Genomic DNA, 17681 nt, shown 5'->3' on the forward strand with positions numbered 1-17681 from the left:
TGAATTTTACATTTTTGCATTAGACATTTTCAGAAATTAATGATCTATTTCCTACTCAGGTTTTAGTTAACTTTTTTGATATCGCATTCCTGGCAGTTGCGAAACTAAATCCATAAGTTCCAACTGTAACAAGGCACCGGAAACTAAGCCAGCAGCCATGCCGGTTTGTTGGACAATCAAATCGAAGGGTAAAGCATCACAAGAAAACGCATTCATTACTGTTTGCAATTCTGGCGATAAAGTTGGCATTAACTGTTTTGGTGCTGTGGAAGCCTCGACTCCATCAATTTGTGGTATTGCTCCTAGCATGGTTAACAGTTCGTCTAGTTCCTTGAGGATGAAAGAAGCTCCTTGACTCAGTAACTTTAAGCACCCTTGAGATGGATGATCGTCCAGTCTTCCAGGTAATGCATAGACATCTCTACCAAATTCATTTGCGTAGGTAGCTGTAATTAAAGCACCAGATTTTAACGGCGCTTCCATTACCAGGATGGCGCGGCTTAATCCGGCAATAATCCGGTTGCGACGGGGAAAGTGAGTGCGATCGGGTGGGGTTTTTGTAGGGTACTCACTCACGACTAACCCCGCCGTCAAAATTTGCTTGTACAAATCCCGATTTTTATGTGGATAAATGACATCTACACCAGTCCCCAAAACTGCGATCGTGCGTCCACCTGCTTTTATGGCGGCGATGTGGCTTTCTGTGTCAATTCCCTCTGCCATGCCAGAAACAACTGTAAAGCCATTTTTAGCCAAAGCTGTACTAATTTGGCGAGTCCAACGGATACCATATTCTGAGGGTTGGCGGGTTCCAACAATCCCAACCATCGGTTTTTGTCCGAGATTTTCTTGGAGTTCGACTTCACCGCGATAGTATAAAATTGGCGGTGGACTCGGAGTTTCCAGCAGTAAGCGGGGATAATCAGTATCTGCTGGTGTCCAGAAATGGGAGTTTTCCTGCTGGTGCTTGGTGAATAGTTCTTCTGGGTGTAGGCGCGATCGCTGTTGTACTACTTTTTCTAGTGTCTGAAAACCAAAACCCTCCACCTCTCCTAACTGTACCTTGGTAGCGTTCCAAGCCGTTGCCAGCGTCCCAAAATGCTGTTGCAGCCGTCGCAGTAATACCGGGCCAATTCCAGAAATTTGCGCCCAAGCTAGCCAATATGCACCTTCTTCTACCACGGTTCTATCCTCACGCCTACTGGATTGAGTATTCCCAAATTAGGTTTGGCTATTGATATAAAGGCAGAGTGGCGAATGGGAAAGTTTCTTAAAACATGAAAGTTTAACCTTTGACTATTAAATATTTACTCTTGACTCTTGACTCTTGACCCTTAACCATTGACTATTGACTATTGACTATTCCATTATTTTCTGTGATGAAATATTTCTATCGTCTTTTAATATGCCTATCTGGGTGCTTAATATTTTTACTGCTACATAGTTGTTTTGGTTTATTGCCAAGTTTAGCAGCCGAAAAAATTGTTGTTAGGTACGGTTTGTTTGAGCAATCGCTCCCGGTGGCAGATATACGCAACTATGGCGAGACACAAAAGGTTTCTGCCGATTTGCAATCTTTCTTAGGTTATCTCAGCCCGAAAGAGAAACAGAAGTTTCAAGATACTCTTCAGGTGAAAATGTCTCTGGATATTGCGGCTTTAGATAAGCTCATAAATACAGGAACGGGCAAGCAAATTTTATATTTTGCTTCCCAAGCAACTGTCTTTCCGACACGCTCCGCGATCGCTCGTCCTGATCAAGGCAGTATACAAGCGCTACGAGCTGCGATTATCTTAGCAGCAAAATCACCAGAAGGTCTAGGAGTAATCAGTTTTCTAGAAGCGTATCCTAGTAAGCAACTAGTCCTTGACGTGCCAAAAATTTCCAAGTTAGTCAGCATGGCAAATTTATCTTCTGGTTCTGTTAATACGCCGCCGAAAGACGAGGTAAGTTCTTCACCTTTAGGGCAAATTGCACTACAATATCAAATACTCGCCGCCCAAGATAAACAGTTCTCAGGTTGCTTATTTGGTGATTCTGTTTCGGCTGAACTTGGTAATACCCTTGGGAGTGGTACTTTTAATTTTGGGTTAAATGGTCTGAGTACAATCTCATTAGTCGAACAACTGAAAAGTTTAATTCCTACCAAGGTGAAATGTGAAAAAACCATTATTGCCATCGGTGGAAATGATGCCTGGTATGGAATTAGTGATGAGTTGTTTGGCAAAAATCTCCAAGAAGCGATCGCACTTGTCCGCACAATGGGAACTAAAGAGATTTTTCTGATTCCGGCTTTTTATTCAACAGTTGCAGCAAGCTTAGATCCAACTGTATCAGCCCCACTTTCTAAAGTGGAACAAATTAATCTTCTGATTAATCAAGTTGGTGAAACAGAAAAAGTGCCAGTTGCAGCAGCAGGACTAGCACCATTGTATGAGAATAATGTTCTTAAAGAAAATTTGACCAGTGATGGCGACCATCTGAATGCAGAGGGTTTAAAAATTTATCGACAAGCATTATTACAAATCCTGGGTAAATAGATCCCCGACTTCTCAAAGAAGTCGGGGATTTGGGAATTACGTTAGCGAGTCCGCGTACTCTGTAAGAGTTGCAAGCTACGCTTTTAGCGTCTGTCTTCGACACGCTGCGCGAACGTAGAGAGCGTCATTAGCACTTTTAGGCTTTCCAATTGAAAAACCGGGCATAAATATAAGCGATTCCTTCATCAACAATTGTCCGCACACCTTGGCTAGAATCCCACCATTTCTCTGGATCGTAATCTTGCGTTTTGGCAGCAATGATACCAACTTTGATATCAGGATTGAGTAATTTTTTGAAAATTAGCCAACTCCTACGGGTATGAACATCCAAAGAAAAAAGATTAATTGATTCTATCTGTAAATTAGAATTGGATAACCAGCGATGAAATTCAGCAGCAGATGCATAACTCCGATCCTTAACCACGAAAGGTGTTGGAACAGCTACCACTTTTTCTGCTTCTAAACCGAGTTTTATGAAAGTAGCGGCTGACACCTCTGCAAAGTTCTTGTATCCAGTCAGATAACTTCCTTTTCCTAATATACCTCCGGTACTAATTATTTGACGATAAGAACCGTTTTTAAATTCAGTCAAAGCTTCTTCTATAGCATAATCAGGTAGCCATCCTTCAACAACTAATACTTTTGCTGATTTTATCGGGTAAGTTACGGCGAGAAATGAGTGTACATGAGTAATAGCAAAAAATATTAAATAAGCAATCAAAGCGATCGCAATCGCCCACCCCTGAGCCGTAAGTGTCCACATTTCTTGGCGTTTTATTAGTTTGATTTTGGGAAAATTTTGACGCCGGCGATTTTTGATCTGCATTAAACCTTAGCTAAACGTTGCTCTTTCAAGTAGGTAAACACAGACTTATCTCCAATATCAGCAGGAATTGCTTGCACTGTTTTTCGCAGCGCAAATACTAAAAATAACGTCGCCCAAATTCCTAATAAAAGACTTTCCCCCTGAGTTGGTAGAATTCCCACCAAATGTCCTAACAACAGTAGCGGTACTATTAGAGTTAATACTTTGGTTTCTAGGCGATTGAAGCAAAAAGCCTCTTTAAAATAAATACCTGTCAAAGCAACGAAGATAAAACCAACTCCAAATAAGGTAAAAGGTTGATTGTAAACAGTGAAAGCCAAAGGTTCACTACTAGAGATTGCCAGAATCACTGATGCTATAGTACCGATCGCCCAAAAGATTTGCAACATTCGGTGCAGTGATGCCATATAGATATGAATCGTAAATAAACTTACACCCAGAGCGAGACTAAAACAAGCATATAAAGGTGTAAGTGTGGTAAAAACAGTGGGGTTATTGTTGAGCAAAACCAAAGCGCTGCCTATGGCAAAGCTGAGTGCTGCTACCATTAACCCAGCGCGGTAGATAATTACCCCAGTGCGATCGCTCTGAGTAATTGTAAATTCCCCAAATTGACCTTGATAAACTTCTGGTGAAGGTAGTGTTTGCGTAGTCATAGTTAAAAATGTGGTATTAACGCTGTTATGGAGACAAGTTCTTGGGGTACAAGACTTAACCCGCTTATTAGCAAGAGAGAAGATATTAATGGTGTCAAGTTACAGGTGTGGGCTACTTGGCTATTTTATGCGATATTCCTTGACTTGGGAGATGCGGTAGAGTCGTGAATTATCTTTACCATTTGACCCGATTTCCTGGGAGAGCGAAAAACATAGCAACTAGTAATTAGCAATGGTTTGTATAGTCTCTAGTTTAGCTGAGGACTTGATTCTAAAATTAGACTTTAGCTGTGAGAGTAGATATTGACAAATTTAACATTTGGTGCATATAAGACTTAGGCAATCAGATAAATCCATCGCTAGTCGATATCGGAAGCTGAGATAAGCGATCGCATTTGTCTGGATAATTGCAAAAGTGTAGACGCTTACGCTCTTTGTCGAGGATCTGCGATCGCTTAATTTTAATAGAGAAGCATTTTATCAGGCTTTGTTCAGCTACCAAGGGTGCGTAGGCGTAGCCCGTCGTAGACATCGCTATTTTGGTCAAGTTAAAGCTTCACTGTCAGCTTATACCAAACACCAGACATCGCCTCAAAATTAAACCGGACAGTTTTATGCCATGAGCGATAAAGTAAAAGCACCCACATTACCACGAGGTATATGAGCGCTTATAAATAAAAACATTATCGAGGATAATCTATCTGCTATGACAGACCGAAGTAACTATAAGAATAGCAGCCACTGGGTAAATAAACTGCAAGGGTAGTTACAAATGTTTTGTTAAAAATATTACTTACCGTAAATGTGATGCTTGACTTAGGCAAAATCCAATCGATTGCTCAATCCTATTCTCCTCAAGAACTCTTTGCTGCCTTGGTTTGGCAGCGTCGGTTCAATGAGTTTGATGGCGAAGAAGTCATTACCGACCTTTCCAACCACAGGAATTTATGGGCAAGCTTTCTGTTCACAAAACCAATCTTTGCACCAGATGAAAACGGTTTAAGCTTTGGTGGTATGGTCGATACCCTCCTTGCAATGGCAAACTACCGTCCCATGCCTGAAACTAGCATCATCCATTTCATCGCTTATCCTGCCGATACGCTATACATCCTTGCAGAGAACCAAGACACAAAAGTGTCTGAGCTTTTAGATTTGGGCAAAAAGTGGCGGGCTGACTCAGTAGACATAAGTGATGGGACGAATGAAGACTACGGTTTGCGGCTTAAGCGCCGACTGAGAACTAGATTAGAAGGGGCGCTATGGGGTGAAGATGTTCACCAGGATTGTGATGCAGTCGTTATTTGTTATTGGTGGGATTGAAATCTGGAAGTATCTCAATCAGAGAAATTGTAGACTAAAATATGCAGTTATTTCCACCGCTTTCCCCCTGATCTTACCTGCACCGAAATTGATCAGCGATCGCGGACTCTTGATTTTTTTGAGTAAATTATTCTTTGGTAGGTATTGAGCCGCCGATATCTGCGACTCAATATCTATATTCGTTATCACAAAATCAGACTGATATAATTATTATTTTGCCAATAGTAATTATAATAACTCCCAATATCCTTTGTTGTTCATTCTTTCCCAAAATAGTATTTACTATAATTTAATACTTGCGATATAAGCTGAGGTTCTGGTAAGCGAATTCAGAAAAAAACCCTGATATCCAAAATTTAAAGTTAACAAGATTGTCTTGCTAACTTTAAATTTACTTATCAATCCATTTTAAAATCGCAATTCATTTTTTCACTATTTTATAGGTGTTGGGGGTTATCATGGCAAAATATCTACTAGCTTCTGCTAGTGGGATGGGATTTTTATGTTTAATTGCCGGGTTATCACCTGTGCAAGCCCTTCCTAGTTTAGAAATTGCAGATAAAAACGTAGCTGTTAATCAAGATTATGGCAGCTATCAAAAAAATGATTCTCATCAAAGCAATTTAGTAAATAATATCTCTAGTAAATTGCTAATAGCTAATGAGAGTCCAAAAAATTTACCCTCAGTCAATGAACAGCAAAAAATTCCAGATTTAGGAGTAGATTCTACTGTTAACTTTTGGCAGCCAATCATACCACAATCTGCAAGTTCATCTCCAACCTCATACAAACTTGCACAAGTAACATCCGTATCCCAATTGTCTGATGTACAGCCTACTGATTGGGCTTTTCAGGCACTCCAATCTTTAGTCGAGCGCTATGGTTGTATCGCAGGTTATCCCAATCAAACCTATCGCGGTAATCGGGCGATGACTCGCTATGAATTTGCTGCTGGCTTAAATGCTTGTTTAGAGCGAATCAACGAACTGATTGTGACTGCAACTGCTGATTTGGTCAAGAAAGAAGATTTAGCCACATTGCAGAAACTACAAGAACAATTTGCGGCAGAATTGGCAACATTGCGGGGTCGAGTAGATGCTGTAGAAGCTCGCACAGCAGAACTAGAAGCAAATCAGTTTTCTACGACTACTAAACTTAATGGAGAGGTAATTATTGCTGGTGTTGGTGCTAGCGGAGGCGCTCCTAATAACAGCGACTCGAACATCATCCTAGTCAATAGAGTGCGGTTAAATCTGACCACTAGCTTTACTGGTAAAGATTTATTAATTACTGGATTGCAAGCTTATAACTTTTTGGGTGGAGCCGATGGACAGGGTAGCTTACAACAAAGTTTAGGATTAGCTTCGCCGCTTTTAAGTGCAAGTAGCGCCCGTACCAGTTTTGAGCCGCAATTTCCAGGGTTAAATGTCAATACTTTGTCGAGTGTTGGCGCAAACAGTGTTCAGCTTTACAAATTGCTGTATATCTTTCCCGTCGCTAATAAATTAACCTTGTTTGCGGGAACTGCGGCGGAAACATCAGATGCTTTCCCAGCAATTACGCCTTTTTATGGTGAAGGACAAGAGTCAATATCTCGTTTTGCCGGCTTAAATCCTGTGCTACGGGTTTCTGGTGGAACTTCGGGTACTGGTTTAGCATCGGCGGCGGGATTTATTTTTAACATTTCGCCAAATTTGGATTTAAGAGCTTTATACGGCAGTGTAAATGCCAATTTACCCCAAAAATCTGCTACTGAGGCAGTACCAGGAGTTTCTACTACACCTTTGGGAGCAGGTTTATTTAGTGGTAGTAGTGTTATTGCCACACAGTTAACCTTCAAGCCAAGTCCCGAGCTGGATATTGGTTTAAACTATGCCCACAGTTATCACGAAATCAATATTTTGGCTACAGGATTAGTTAGTAGTGATATCGGTGCTTTGGCAGGGGTTGCAGCCGGAACACCGCTCACACTCAACTCTGTTGGGGGTACGGTAACATGGCGATTGTCTCCCAAGATAGCATTATCTGGCTACGGTGCAGCAATATTTGTTGATGCTGCTTCAAATAGCGTGAATGCTTCTACTACCTTTACAAGTTGGATGGCGGGAATTCATTTCAAAGATTTATTCAAGTCAGGGAACACTGCCGGGATTCTTTTTGGTCAGCCGCTTTACCGTACTGATGCTGGTGGTTCTGCTCAACTTACCCCCACAGGCGACAATCGGGCGACTCCTTACCATTTAGAAGCCTATTACCGCTTTCAAGTTAGCGATAATATCAGCATTACCCCTGGTGCGTTTATTCTCTTTAATCCAGAAGGTAACAGCAACAATGAGACAACTACTGTAGGTGTACTTCGGACTACTTTTACGTTTTAAGAGATTGGGAATGAGGAGTGGCTGACACCTAACCCCCTTTAAAAAGGCTACCGTGTATACACAAGTCCTAAAAACCTAACTTGATGAGGTTTTCCTCGTTCCCAGTCTCCGACTGGGAATGCCCCTCATTGAGGCTCTGCCGCAAGTTACGGAGGCAGAGCCACCAGGAGCTGCATTTCCAGCCTCTTGCTATAAACGAGACTTTAAAAGAGTTTTGGCTTAAGTTGACACGCATGGGCACTGCCCTGCCCCTACACCTCGCAATATAATCTTGCACCGCATCTGAGTGGGAACCGCTATAAATTGGCTAACAAAGTTCACACTAATAACAATATTGCCTTGTCTCACAGAAAAATATTAAGTCGGCGCTGAACCTCGCCAATGTTTTTAATATCTAATCGCCTACAGATAAACTAATTGTTTCTTTTGCCTGAGTTACCAGTTTGATTTGAAAATTGGTACTTTTGGATAACCCGCTCAATCTGGCAAGTCACCGCATTTATTCTATGTTTAACTTTATCAAAATCAATATTCACCCAAATATAAGCTTTCTCAGAGCTTTGCTGCTTATTCATATATTGCTTTGCTTGTCAAGATATTTTGTTATATCTATACAATATAGCTATCCTAATTTCTAAACTACTTTCTTTAGACGTATAAGTAAATATGCTTAATATTTACTTAAGGTTTTATCTGCTAGCAGTTCAATCAAACAGTGATTGCACACACAGCTAGCAGTGCAACCCTACAGCGTATTACTATTTACTGAAAAAGACGCGAAATGTCGCGTCTTTAAGAACCAAAATCTAAATTCTAAGTGTTAGCTTAAATCTTTGTTTGTAGATATTGCACCAACTGCGGTGCTTGCATCACTCCCTCTATCCTCTCCACAGGCTGACCCTGCTTAAATAGTACTAAGGTTGGGAGAGAGGCAATTTTATACTGAGTAGCCAAATCTGTGTATTTTTCTGTATCGATTTTGACAATTCGTAGGCGATCGCTAAGTTGGGCATTGACTTGCTCTAAAATTGGTACCATCATCTGACAAGGACCACACCAGTCAGCGTAAAAATCTACTAATACAGGTACATCAGAAGCAGACAGCATCTCTTCAAAACTATTAAATTCCTTTTTAGTTGCCATATGACACACACCGATTTTCAATTGTTTGTTTCAATAGTAATTCTTAAAAAATAAAATCGGTATAGGTTCATGGCTTTTTGTTGGGAAAAGATAAGATTAGTTAATATAGACTGATTTGCCAGCCAAAAATCTTAAATAATTATAATAAAATACGTATATCTTTTTATTTTGTGCATAAGCATTAAATATGTCTTTAAACCTATCCTGACCAACCAAATAATTATACACGCGTTCACGAGAGTCATGCCTACGACGGGCGTAGCTGCAACACTTCCTAGTCTATCCAAGCAGGCGATGTCTACGACGGTCACTGAACCCTTGGACCCTTCTCTACGAGACGCTGCGCGAACGGCGCAGGCTCAGGGCAACGCAAGCTCAGGGTAACACCTGCGCCGAAGTGCGGGCTATTTGGTGACACAGCTATAATTAAATCAACAATATATTGCTTCAAGTTATTCATCCATTAACGAAGAAATAACTATAGAGATTTAATTATAGTAAAACTATGATATTCAAAGAATTAGAAGCAGAGTTCTCCTAAGATTGGGGCAATCAAAAATTCTGACCTAGCTTTTTCTGTATTAATTGCACCCGCTAGAGGTAAATTTCGCCTTAAGGTTTCTTTGAGCCAATTACTAGGTGACATCGGCTCACTTTCTATTAGTCCACTTTGTTCGATAAGTTTAATATTAAATCTGGTTTTAATTTCTTCAAGTTTAAAGTCACTATATGACATATAATTAATTATTTTTTTATCGGGTATTTTTCATAACATAACTGACTATTAGTTATCTAATTTGCATTATGCCAGCAAGATTGTCAGGCGGTAATAGTTAGATTTTATCCAGACAATATTCAGATGTCGCCTAAATCACCATAAGATAATTAGCGCGGTATTTCTAAGATTGAGGAAGATTAAATGACACTATTACAAGATAAAGTCGCAATTGTCACAGGTGGATCACGAGGAATTGGGCGAGCGATCGCAATTGAATTAGCCACACAAGGAGCGATCGCAGTTGTCAATTATGCCAGTTCGAGCGCAGCTGCTGAGGCAGTGGTTACAGAAATTATCGCCGCCGGAGGTCAGGCGATCGCTATCCAAGCTGACGTTTCTAAAATTGATCAAGTAGAGGCACTAGTTAACGCCGTCATCGAAAAGTTCAGCCGTGTGGATATCTTGGTAAATAACGCAGGTATTACCCGCGACACATTGCTTATGCGTTTGAAGACAGAAGATTGGCAAGCTGTCATAGACCTAAATCTAACTGGTGTTTTCTTATGTACACGCGCCGTCAGTAAAATCATGCTGAAGCAGCGATCGGGACGAATTATCAACATTACCTCCGTAGCTGGGCAAATCGGCAACCCAGGTCAATCCAACTACAGCGCCGCCAAAGCAGGTGTAATCGGCTTCACTAAAAGCGTTGCCAAAGAACTCGCTTCTCGCGGCATCACGGTTAACGCCGTCGCCCCTGGATTCATTGCCACTGACATGACCAGCAATCTCAACAAAACAGAAGATATTCTGAAATACATCCCCCTCGGTCGCTTCGGTCAACCCGAAGAAGTCGCTGGGATGGTGCGCTTCCTCGCCGCCGACCCCGCCGCCGCCTACGTCACCGGACAAGTTTTTAATGTTGATGGCGGCATGGTAATGGCGTAATTCATCAAATTGTAGAGACGCGATTCATCGCGTCTACAGCAATTTTCGTAGGGTGCGTTAGCCTTTGGCGTAACGCACCGATTTTATCTGGCGATCGCTTAACCCACCCTACAAGCAACTAAGGCTGTTGACGTATCCTTTGCCAGATAGTAAAGCCCAAAAGAAGAATAATGCTACTGGCGGTAGCTGCCATCACAGCCAAACTCATACCTTGTATTCTCATCGCCAGCAAGTTGAAAACTAAGGTAATTGACCAAAGCGTGAACGCAGCATTGCGCTGGGAGAGTCCCCAATCAAGTAAGCGGTGGTGCAGGTGGTCTTTGCCAGGAGTACTCAGAGGGTTATTTCCTGCTAGTAGCCGCCGCACAAATACTTGAGTAGTATCTAGCACTGGCAACAACAGAAATAAAACCGTAGGAATTAGCGCATAAACTGTGTTTTGTTGCAGTTTGCCTAAAATACTAGTTGCTGCCAGCACATAGCCGAAAAAGTATGCTCCGGCATCACCCATAATAATTCGTGACGGATGGAAATTATGACGCAAAAAGCCCAGTGCAGCACCTGCCAAAGCTGCGAGTACCAAGATTGCTGCTGCACGATTGTTAAATTGGGCTGCAACCGCCAACAAACTCATGGCGGTAATAAAGCTGATTCCTCCTGCCAAGCCATCCATACCATCCATCAAGTTGATGGCGTTGGTAATCCCTACTACCCACAGTACTGTTAGCAACATGGACAGCAGGTAGTCGATGGGGGTACCAAACATCACTTTGACGCTGATCCCATTAGCTACCAGCAACAGTGCCGTAACAATTTGCGTCCACAATCGAACAGAGGGCGGTAAGCCGAACTGATCATCAATAAAGCCGACAAGGACTAATATCGAACCCCCCAACAGAATCGTCAGCACCTGAGCCAAGACGTTTTGGAGTTCGATTGGTCGTAAAAGGCTAGCTAATACCAACGCGGCAATTACACCCGCATAGATAGCTAGCCCCCCAGCATTGGGTAAAGGTTCTCGGTTGAGTCGCCGGGCGTTGGGTTGGTCAGCCCAACCTACCCGCAAGGCGAATTTGCGTACTGTCGGAATTAAACGCCACGTTACAACCCAAGCCAAGAGGAACGTAAATACTACCGCCAACCAGCCGGTGCCGCGAGGGTCGGCAATACCGAGGGACTTAAGGGAGTTCTCTAGATTCATCTCCCAATTCAAGCATTACTGCCTGTATTTAATATGAGCATCACCTGTATATTAATCAATTTTTTATTTCCATTTATAAATTGAGCGGCTGGGAAGATTAGCACTCTTGACGTGTGAGTGCTAAATTGTCTAATGAAAGCGCTGGAGAAATAAAACATGGCGAAAATTATTGCATTTAACGAGGAATCGCGGCGAGCTCTAGAAAGGGGTGTTAACGCCCTTGCCGATGCCGTAAAAATCACCTTAGGGCCTAAAGGTCGCAATGTCCTTTTAGAGAAAAAGTTTGGCGCACCTCAAATTGTCAACGATGGTATCACTGTTGCCAAGGAAATCGAATTAGAAGATCCTTTGGAAAATACTGGTGCAAGACTCATCCAGGAAGTAGCCTCAAAAACTAAAGATGTTGCTGGAGATGGCACTACTACCGCCACAGTTTTAGCACAAGCCTTAATTCGGGAAGGTTTGAAGAACGTCGCGGCGGGTAGTAACCCAGTTAGCTTGAAGCGCGGCATCGACAAAACTATTGAGGCACTGGTAAAAGAAATTGCCAGAGTAGCCAAGCCAGTAGAAGGAAGTGCGATCGCTCAAGTTGCCACTGTCTCTGCTGGTAACGATGAAGAAGTTGGCCAAATGTTAGCCCAAGCAATGGAAAAAGTCACCAAAGATGGTGTAATTACCGTTGAAGAATCTAAATCCCTCACCACTGAATTAGAAGTAGTTGAGGGGATGCAGATTGACAGGGGTTACATTTCACCCTACTTTGTCACCAACAACGAGCGGCAAATAGTCGAATTTGAAAACGCCCGTATCTTGGTGACAGATAAAAAAATCAGCAGCATCCAAGATTTAGTACCGATTTTGGAAAAAGTCGCCCGTTCTGGTCAGCCCTTGCTAATTATCGCTGAAGATGTCGAAGGTGATGCTTTGGCAACTCTGGTGGTGAACAAAGCGCGGGGTGTATTGGCAGTGGCTGCAATCAAAGCGCCTGGGTTTGGCGATCGCCGCAAAGCTTTGTTAGAAGATATTGCGATTCTCACCGATGGACAGTTGATTTCTGAAGAAATCGGCTTAAGCTTGGATACTGCTGCTTTAGAAGCGCTGGGAACTGCCCGCAAAATCACCATTGACAAAGAAACCACGACAATTGTCGCTGGCAGTGTTACCAAGCCAGAGGTACAAAAACGGATTGCTCAAATTCGCAGACAGTTGGAAGAAACCGATTCTGACTACGATCAAGAAAAACTGCAAGAACGCATCGCCAAACTCGCTGGCGGTGTGGCAGTGATTAAAGTGGGTGCGGCAACTGAAACCGAACTCAAAGACCGCAAACTACGGATTGAAGACGCACTGAACGCTACTAAAGCCGCCGTGGAAGAAGGTATTGTTCCTGGTGGTGGCACAACCCTAATTCACTTAGCTAAAACGGTAGAAACGATTAAAAACAGCCTACAAGATGAAGAGGAAAAGATTGGGGCTGATATTGTGGGACGAGCGCTGGAAGCTCCCCTGCGCCAAATAGCAGATAACGCTGGTGCTGAAGGTTCTGTGATCGTCTCTAAAGTCCGGGATAGCGATTTCAACATTGGCTACAACGCTGCTACCGGAGAATTTGAAGACTTGATCGCGGCTGGCATTATTGACCCTGCCAAAGTCGTGCGTTCAGCTTTGCAAAACGCCGGTTCCATTGCTGGTTTGGTCTTAACCACCGAAGCGATCGTTGTTGAAAAGCCGGAGAAGAAATCCGCCGCTCCTGCCCCTGATATGGGTGGCATGGGCGGCATGGGTGGCATGGGTGGCATGGGCGGCATGGGCGGCATGTTCTAACTTCTGCTTACCCAGATAAATATTTTTTTAAACAGTTTGTCTTACTAAGGCAAACTGTTTTTTTTATTGCCGATTCAGATCACAATCCCCACCTTATGAGTATTTGAACCACATCTGTCGTAGGGGCACAGCATTGCTGTGCCCCTACCGCGTGGTCTATTTACCTGAAAATAGCTGTAAGAGAGATAAATTTAACAGAATCCCACATTTAGCATCCATCAAAAAATATTGCTCCAGGGTTGACGTTTCCGTGTTTCGCGCAGTCTGTAGCAGCTTCCGCCTTCTCTGTAAGAACTTCCGCTTTGACGTTTCCGTGTTTCGCGCAGTCTGTAGCAACTTCCGCCTTCTCTGTAAGAACTTCCGCCTTGACGTTTCCGTGTTTCGCGCAGTCTGTAGCAACTTCCGCCTTGACGTTCCCGTGTTTCGCGCAGTCTGTAGCAACTTCCGCCTTGACGTTCCCGTGTTTCGCGCAGTCTGTAGCAACTTCCGCCTTGACGTTCCCGTGTTTCGCGCAGTCTGTAGCAACTTCTACTTTAACCTTACTAAGCCCTGGGTGAAAAAAAGTAGGAACGGGTTCAATACTGCGTAGGTTTTGAATATTTGTAGGTTGGGTTGAGGCAATGCGTTACCTAACAAACCCCGCAAAATGTTGGGTTCCCCTGCGGGAAGCAAGCTACGTTCCTCAACCCAACCTACTAAGGTGAATTCTAGTAATAAATTTACCATAGCCGTTGGTTTCGACTTCGCTCAACCAACTGAGTGGCCGAGAGTTGAGCGAAGCGATGCCCTGAGCCTGTCGTTCGCGTAGCGTCTCGTAGAGAAGGGTCGAAACTCGTCAACATGGTATTTTTTTAATCAGAAATCACCTAAGTTAAAAAAAAGTGGGAGCGGGTTGACTCTAGAGATTTCTAACACATCGAAATTTTTTATAAACAAGAAATTACCGTCTTTGTATTAAATTTTGTAAAATTATGTGTAAATGGTCATTGGTCATTGGTCAATTATTTTTACCAATGACCAATACTTCGGCAACGCTCAGTACAAGTGACCAATGACCAATGACTAATAACTATTAGGTAATATTGAATGGCACGAAAACTGCGCCGCCTCCCCAAAATAGTAAATAGGGCATATCAAGATGAGTTCTATCACCAACCAGGGACTATACCTGGAACCATTATTATTGATGCAGATGCTCCACAACCGATAATTTTCTTGATTGACTATAACCAAACCAATTTCACCCGCGAACAAATAGCAACCCCAGAGGAGTGTGTCCCATATCTGGAGATGAAATCTGTTTCTTGGGTAGATGTGCAAGGTTTAGGCAGTCAAGACATATTACAACGATTGGGTAAGGTTTTTAAGTTACATCCTCTAGTTTTAGAAGATGTAGTCAATGTACCAGAGCGTCCCAAAACAGAGGATTATGAAGACCAATTGCTATTCATTAGCCGCATGGTAGTAGCAAAGGAAAGAACATGTGGTTTTTACAGTGAGCAAGTGAGTTTAATATTAGGTAAAAATTATTTGCTCACAGTTCAAGAAGAACCAGAACATGATTGCTTTGAAGCGGTGCGATCGCGAATTGAAAAAAATAAAGGTACTATCCGTAAACAGGGAGCGGATTATTTAGCTTACGCTCTATTAGATGCGATTATTGATGGCTTTTTTCCTGTGCTGGAGCTTTATGGTGAGCGAATTGAAGAGTTAGAGGAAGAAGTAATAGTTAAACCTACTCCGCAAACACTACAAAATATTTATCAAATTCGGCGAGAATTACTGCAACTACGTCGTGCTATCTGGCCCCAGCGAGATGCAATTAATGCCTTAATTCGAGATGGCAGTGATTTAATTAGTGAAGAAGTACGAATCTACCTGCGAGATTGTTATGACCATACGGTGCAAGTAATGGATATGGTGGAAACCTACCGAGAACTAGCATCTGGATTAATGGATGTCTACCTCTCAGCAGTGGGCAATAAAATGAATGAAATCATGAAGGTGCTAACAATAGTTTCAACAATTTTTATTCCCCTGACTTTCGTGGCAGGAATATATGGGATGAATTTCAATACTGAGAAATCACCATATAATATGCCTGAGTTGAATTGGTATTGGGGCTACCCAATGTGCTTGGCAGTAATGGCTGCGATCGCACTTGGTTTGCTAATCTTTTTTTGGCGACGAGGCTGGCTGCAAAATTCTGTAACAATCAAGCGCAATTAAAGATTTCAGATGAGCGATGAGTTGAATATATATTAGACTTCTTGCATAAATCAAAAAAAGAACCCCACCCCGCCTTTGACTTACGTCAAATTCTCCCCTAAGAGCCTGCTCTTAGGGGCTGGGGGTGGGGTGTTAGGGACTTTTGCAAGAGGTCTATTCATTAGCACCAGGAGTTAGGATTCTGAGTTATGAGGAGTAGCGACCAGAATTTAATAGTTTTGACGATTTATATTATCGGTGTTTCCTATGTTTTTAACCGCATGGTTGAATCCATCGACGACCAAATTAAGTTTGAGTTTAAAAAAGGAATTCTTGAGGAGCAACTCAAAGAACAAAATCTCGACGATAAAATTGGAATTTCCTTTAAACTCAAATCCTCATACCCAATTGACGATTTGAAAGATTTAGGAATTAGCATTGAAAATAAATCTGATAATGTTGCCGTATACGTTGACTGGGACAATAGCTCTTTGGTAGTTGAACATAGTAAGCAATCGCGCCGCGTGATTCGGAAATCACCAGACTTAACCCGCGACTTAGCAGTACCCCAAAGTCCTAGCCTGATTGCCCCCAAGAAAACACTTTCGGAAACGGTGACAGCAGAAGATGTTTTTGAGCGCGATCAAGTAGCTGGAACCTATTTAGCTAAAAAACCACTAATTGATATCAATGGGCTGCAAAAAGGGCAAAAAAAGTTGTACAACGACTTTATTAACAGAAGAAAGGAATTGGACTTTTCCCTGCAACTGGTGCTACGGATATCTGAAGTACGTTTAGGTCTATCCCCAGGTCGTGATTTCCCTGCCATTAGCATTATCAATTGTCCTTTCACAGTCAGGAAACTACCTTGGACTTACGCTCTACCTTGGAATAAAAAGAAGTAATGCCATGTGAACATACTATGCCAACCAAGTTAAGATTACACTGGATCTAAGGAGAGAGTAGGCGCAGGCAGTTGCAGATCAGTCATAGTCACTGGTTTGAGGAAAGTCCGGACTCCCGAAAGACCAAACTTGCTGGATAACGTCCAGTGCGAGCGATCGTGAGGATAGTGCCACAGAAAGATACCGCTAATTAGTCATTAGTCATTAGTCATTAGTCATTTGTAAAAAAACAAAGGATAAAGGACAAATGACAAAGGACAAATTTGGTAAGGGTGCAAAGGTGCGGTAAGAGCGCACCAGCAGTATCGAGAGGTGCTGGCTCGGTAAACCCCGGTTGGGAGCAAGGCGATAGGAACTATGGTTGGTCTTTTACCAGTTCCGCTCAATGAGAGCCGCTAGAGGCGTCTGGTAACAGGCGTCCCAGATAGATAACTGCCCTCGCAAGAGAACAGAACCCGGCTTATGTCCTGCTCTCTCCTCTGTAATGGAGTATGAACCTTTCACGGTTTGTACTCTATTATTTTTTGTACGGATTTTGGGCGTAAGCGAAGCTCGTCGTAGACATCGCTAATTCATAATTTAAAGCATTCCCAGTATCTCTAATGCTGTATCCAGATGCCATTTAACCCGATAGAGTCCAAACAGCTTCTCTTGACTGTACCGTGCTGGGTACTCTAGCTTCTTTCCCTCCATCGTCACTTTGAGCAATGCTGACTGTTCTGGTGTAGGTGTTCCCATCGTCTCTAGGGTTGCTTCTAGCGCTTGTACTTGAGAAAGCATAGGAGACTTCAATCCTTTATTCTCTGACACTTGCTTGCAGGCTATAACAGGGAAGGTCAGGAGTGCAGCGTTAATGTAGGATGCTTTATCAGCAGGGTTGCCTATTGCTTGAATGCCGTACTGTATCAAGCATAAATCGCGTAATGCTCTCAAGCTTTTAAGTTCTAATTCTGTGCGTGTAAGTAGAACGAGGTGAAAAAACCAAACTATGTAAAGATAAGTAAATACGTAGAA

At 42.6% G+C, this 17681-nt stretch carries 19 protein-coding genes and 1 other RNA gene; 10 read left to right on the plus strand and 10 right to left on the minus strand.

What is annotated here, in order from left to right; all coding sequences use genetic code 11:
- Positions 1–66: 66 nt before the first annotated feature.
- Entirely contained in the window at positions 67–1182 is a 1116-nt protein-coding gene (gene dprA, locus HWQ38_RS06760; protein ID WP_292791430.1) for a DNA-processing protein DprA, read from the minus strand.
- A 173-nt stretch (positions 1183–1355) separates the two neighbouring features.
- Here dprA and HWQ38_RS06765 point away from each other — a divergent pair, with 173 nt between their 5' ends.
- Complete coding sequence (locus HWQ38_RS06765; RefSeq protein ID WP_292791432.1) at positions 1356–2540, plus strand: alpha/beta hydrolase; 1185 nt, start codon at positions 1356–1358, stop codon at positions 2538–2540.
- A gap of 136 nt (positions 2541–2676) precedes the next feature.
- Here the strand turns inward: HWQ38_RS06765 and HWQ38_RS06770 are convergent, their stop codons facing one another.
- A complete protein-coding gene (locus HWQ38_RS06770) occupies positions 2677–3366 on the minus strand; it encodes an ElyC/SanA/YdcF family protein (protein ID WP_292791433.1) in 690 nt (229 codons plus the stop codon).
- On the minus strand, positions 3366–4022 hold the full coding sequence (locus HWQ38_RS06775) for a DUF2301 domain-containing membrane protein (RefSeq protein WP_292791435.1): 657 nt from the start codon (positions 4020–4022) through the stop codon (positions 3366–3368). The genes HWQ38_RS06770 and HWQ38_RS06775 overlap by 1 nt, the downstream gene beginning before the upstream one ends.
- Positions 4023–4049: 27 nt before the next feature.
- On the opposite strand from HWQ38_RS06775, the gene HWQ38_RS06780 reads away from it, so the two are divergent.
- On the plus strand, positions 4050–4190 hold the full coding sequence (locus HWQ38_RS06780) for a hypothetical protein (RefSeq protein ID WP_292791480.1): 141 nt from the start codon (positions 4050–4052) through the stop codon (positions 4188–4190).
- A gap of 175 nt (positions 4191–4365) precedes the next feature.
- Here the strand turns inward: HWQ38_RS06780 and HWQ38_RS06785 are convergent, their stop codons facing one another.
- Complete coding sequence (locus HWQ38_RS06785) at positions 4366–4554, minus strand: hypothetical protein (RefSeq protein WP_292791438.1); 189 nt, start codon at positions 4552–4554, stop codon at positions 4366–4368.
- Positions 4555–4829: 275 nt separating this feature from the next.
- Here HWQ38_RS06785 and HWQ38_RS06790 point away from each other — a divergent pair, with 275 nt between their 5' ends.
- A complete protein-coding gene (locus HWQ38_RS06790) occupies positions 4830–5342 on the plus strand; it encodes a hypothetical protein (RefSeq protein ID WP_292791441.1) in 513 nt (170 codons plus the stop codon).
- An 18-nt stretch (positions 5343–5360) separates the two neighbouring features.
- Here HWQ38_RS06790 and HWQ38_RS06795 read toward each other — a convergent pair whose 3' ends face one another.
- A complete protein-coding gene (locus tag HWQ38_RS06795; protein ID WP_292791444.1) occupies positions 5361–5531 on the minus strand; it encodes a hypothetical protein in 171 nt (56 codons plus the stop codon).
- Between the two features lie 269 nt (positions 5532–5800).
- On the opposite strand from HWQ38_RS06795, the gene HWQ38_RS06800 reads away from it, so the two are divergent.
- Positions 5801–7720, plus strand: coding sequence for an iron uptake porin (locus tag HWQ38_RS06800; RefSeq protein ID WP_292791446.1), 1920 nt, complete (start codon positions 5801–5803; stop codon positions 7718–7720).
- Positions 7721–8133: 413 nt separating this feature from the next.
- Here HWQ38_RS06800 and HWQ38_RS06805 read toward each other — a convergent pair whose 3' ends face one another.
- The 3 genes from HWQ38_RS06805 to HWQ38_RS06815 form a co-directional block, all read right to left on the minus strand.
- Positions 8134–8295, minus strand: coding sequence for a hypothetical protein (locus tag HWQ38_RS06805; RefSeq protein WP_292791448.1), 162 nt, complete (start codon positions 8293–8295; stop codon positions 8134–8136).
- 250 nt (positions 8296–8545) lie between these two features.
- Positions 8546–8863, minus strand: coding sequence for a thioredoxin (gene trxA / locus HWQ38_RS06810; RefSeq protein WP_292791451.1), 318 nt, complete (start codon positions 8861–8863; stop codon positions 8546–8548).
- Positions 8864–9383: 520 nt separating this feature from the next.
- Positions 9384–9599: a hypothetical protein gene (locus tag HWQ38_RS06815; protein WP_292791454.1), complete on the minus strand. Its 216-nt coding sequence runs from the start codon at positions 9597–9599 to the stop codon at positions 9384–9386.
- Between the two features lie 183 nt (positions 9600–9782).
- On the opposite strand from HWQ38_RS06815, the gene fabG reads away from it, so the two are divergent.
- On the plus strand, positions 9783–10529 hold the full coding sequence (gene fabG, locus HWQ38_RS06820; protein ID WP_292791457.1) for a 3-oxoacyl-[acyl-carrier-protein] reductase: 747 nt from the start codon (positions 9783–9785) through the stop codon (positions 10527–10529).
- Positions 10530–10647: 118 nt separating this feature from the next.
- Here fabG and HWQ38_RS06825 read toward each other — a convergent pair whose 3' ends face one another.
- Positions 10648–11730 carry an MraY family glycosyltransferase gene (locus HWQ38_RS06825; protein WP_292791459.1) on the minus strand — a complete coding sequence of 361 codons (1083 nt, stop codon included), beginning with the start codon at positions 11728–11730 and terminating at the stop codon, positions 10648–10650.
- Positions 11731–11886: 156 nt separating this feature from the next.
- Between HWQ38_RS06825 and groL the strand changes: the two genes are divergently transcribed.
- The 5 genes from groL (at position 11887) to rnpB (ending at position 17146) form a co-directional block, all read left to right on the plus strand.
- Positions 11887–13554 carry a chaperonin GroEL gene (gene groL / locus HWQ38_RS06830; RefSeq protein WP_292791462.1) on the plus strand — a complete coding sequence of 556 codons (1668 nt, stop codon included), beginning with the start codon at positions 11887–11889 and terminating at the stop codon, positions 13552–13554.
- A 646-nt stretch (positions 13555–14200) separates the two neighbouring features.
- On the plus strand, positions 14201–14362 hold the full coding sequence (locus tag HWQ38_RS06835) for a hypothetical protein (protein WP_292791465.1): 162 nt from the start codon (positions 14201–14203) through the stop codon (positions 14360–14362).
- 278 nt (positions 14363–14640) lie between these two features.
- Positions 14641–15783: a magnesium/cobalt transporter CorA gene (gene corA / locus HWQ38_RS06840; protein ID WP_292791468.1), complete on the plus strand. Its 1143-nt coding sequence runs from the start codon at positions 14641–14643 to the stop codon at positions 15781–15783.
- Between the two features lie 188 nt (positions 15784–15971).
- Positions 15972–16667: a hypothetical protein gene (locus HWQ38_RS06845; RefSeq protein WP_292791471.1), complete on the plus strand. Its 696-nt coding sequence runs from the start codon at positions 15972–15974 to the stop codon at positions 16665–16667.
- A 53-nt stretch (positions 16668–16720) separates the two neighbouring features.
- Positions 16721–17146, plus strand: an RNA gene (rnpB, locus tag HWQ38_RS06850) — RNase P RNA component class A.
- 100 nt (positions 17147–17246) lie between these two features.
- On the opposite strand, the gene HWQ38_RS06855 is transcribed toward rnpB, so the two are convergent.
- Positions 17247–17681: hypothetical protein (locus HWQ38_RS06855; RefSeq protein WP_292791474.1), on the minus strand; the 435-nt coding region annotated here is incomplete at its 5' end.

The sequence above is a fragment of the Nostoc sp. NMS7 genome, assembly GCF_017115085.1.
Classification (GTDB): Bacteria; Cyanobacteriota; Cyanobacteriia; order Cyanobacteriales; family Nostocaceae; genus Nostoc.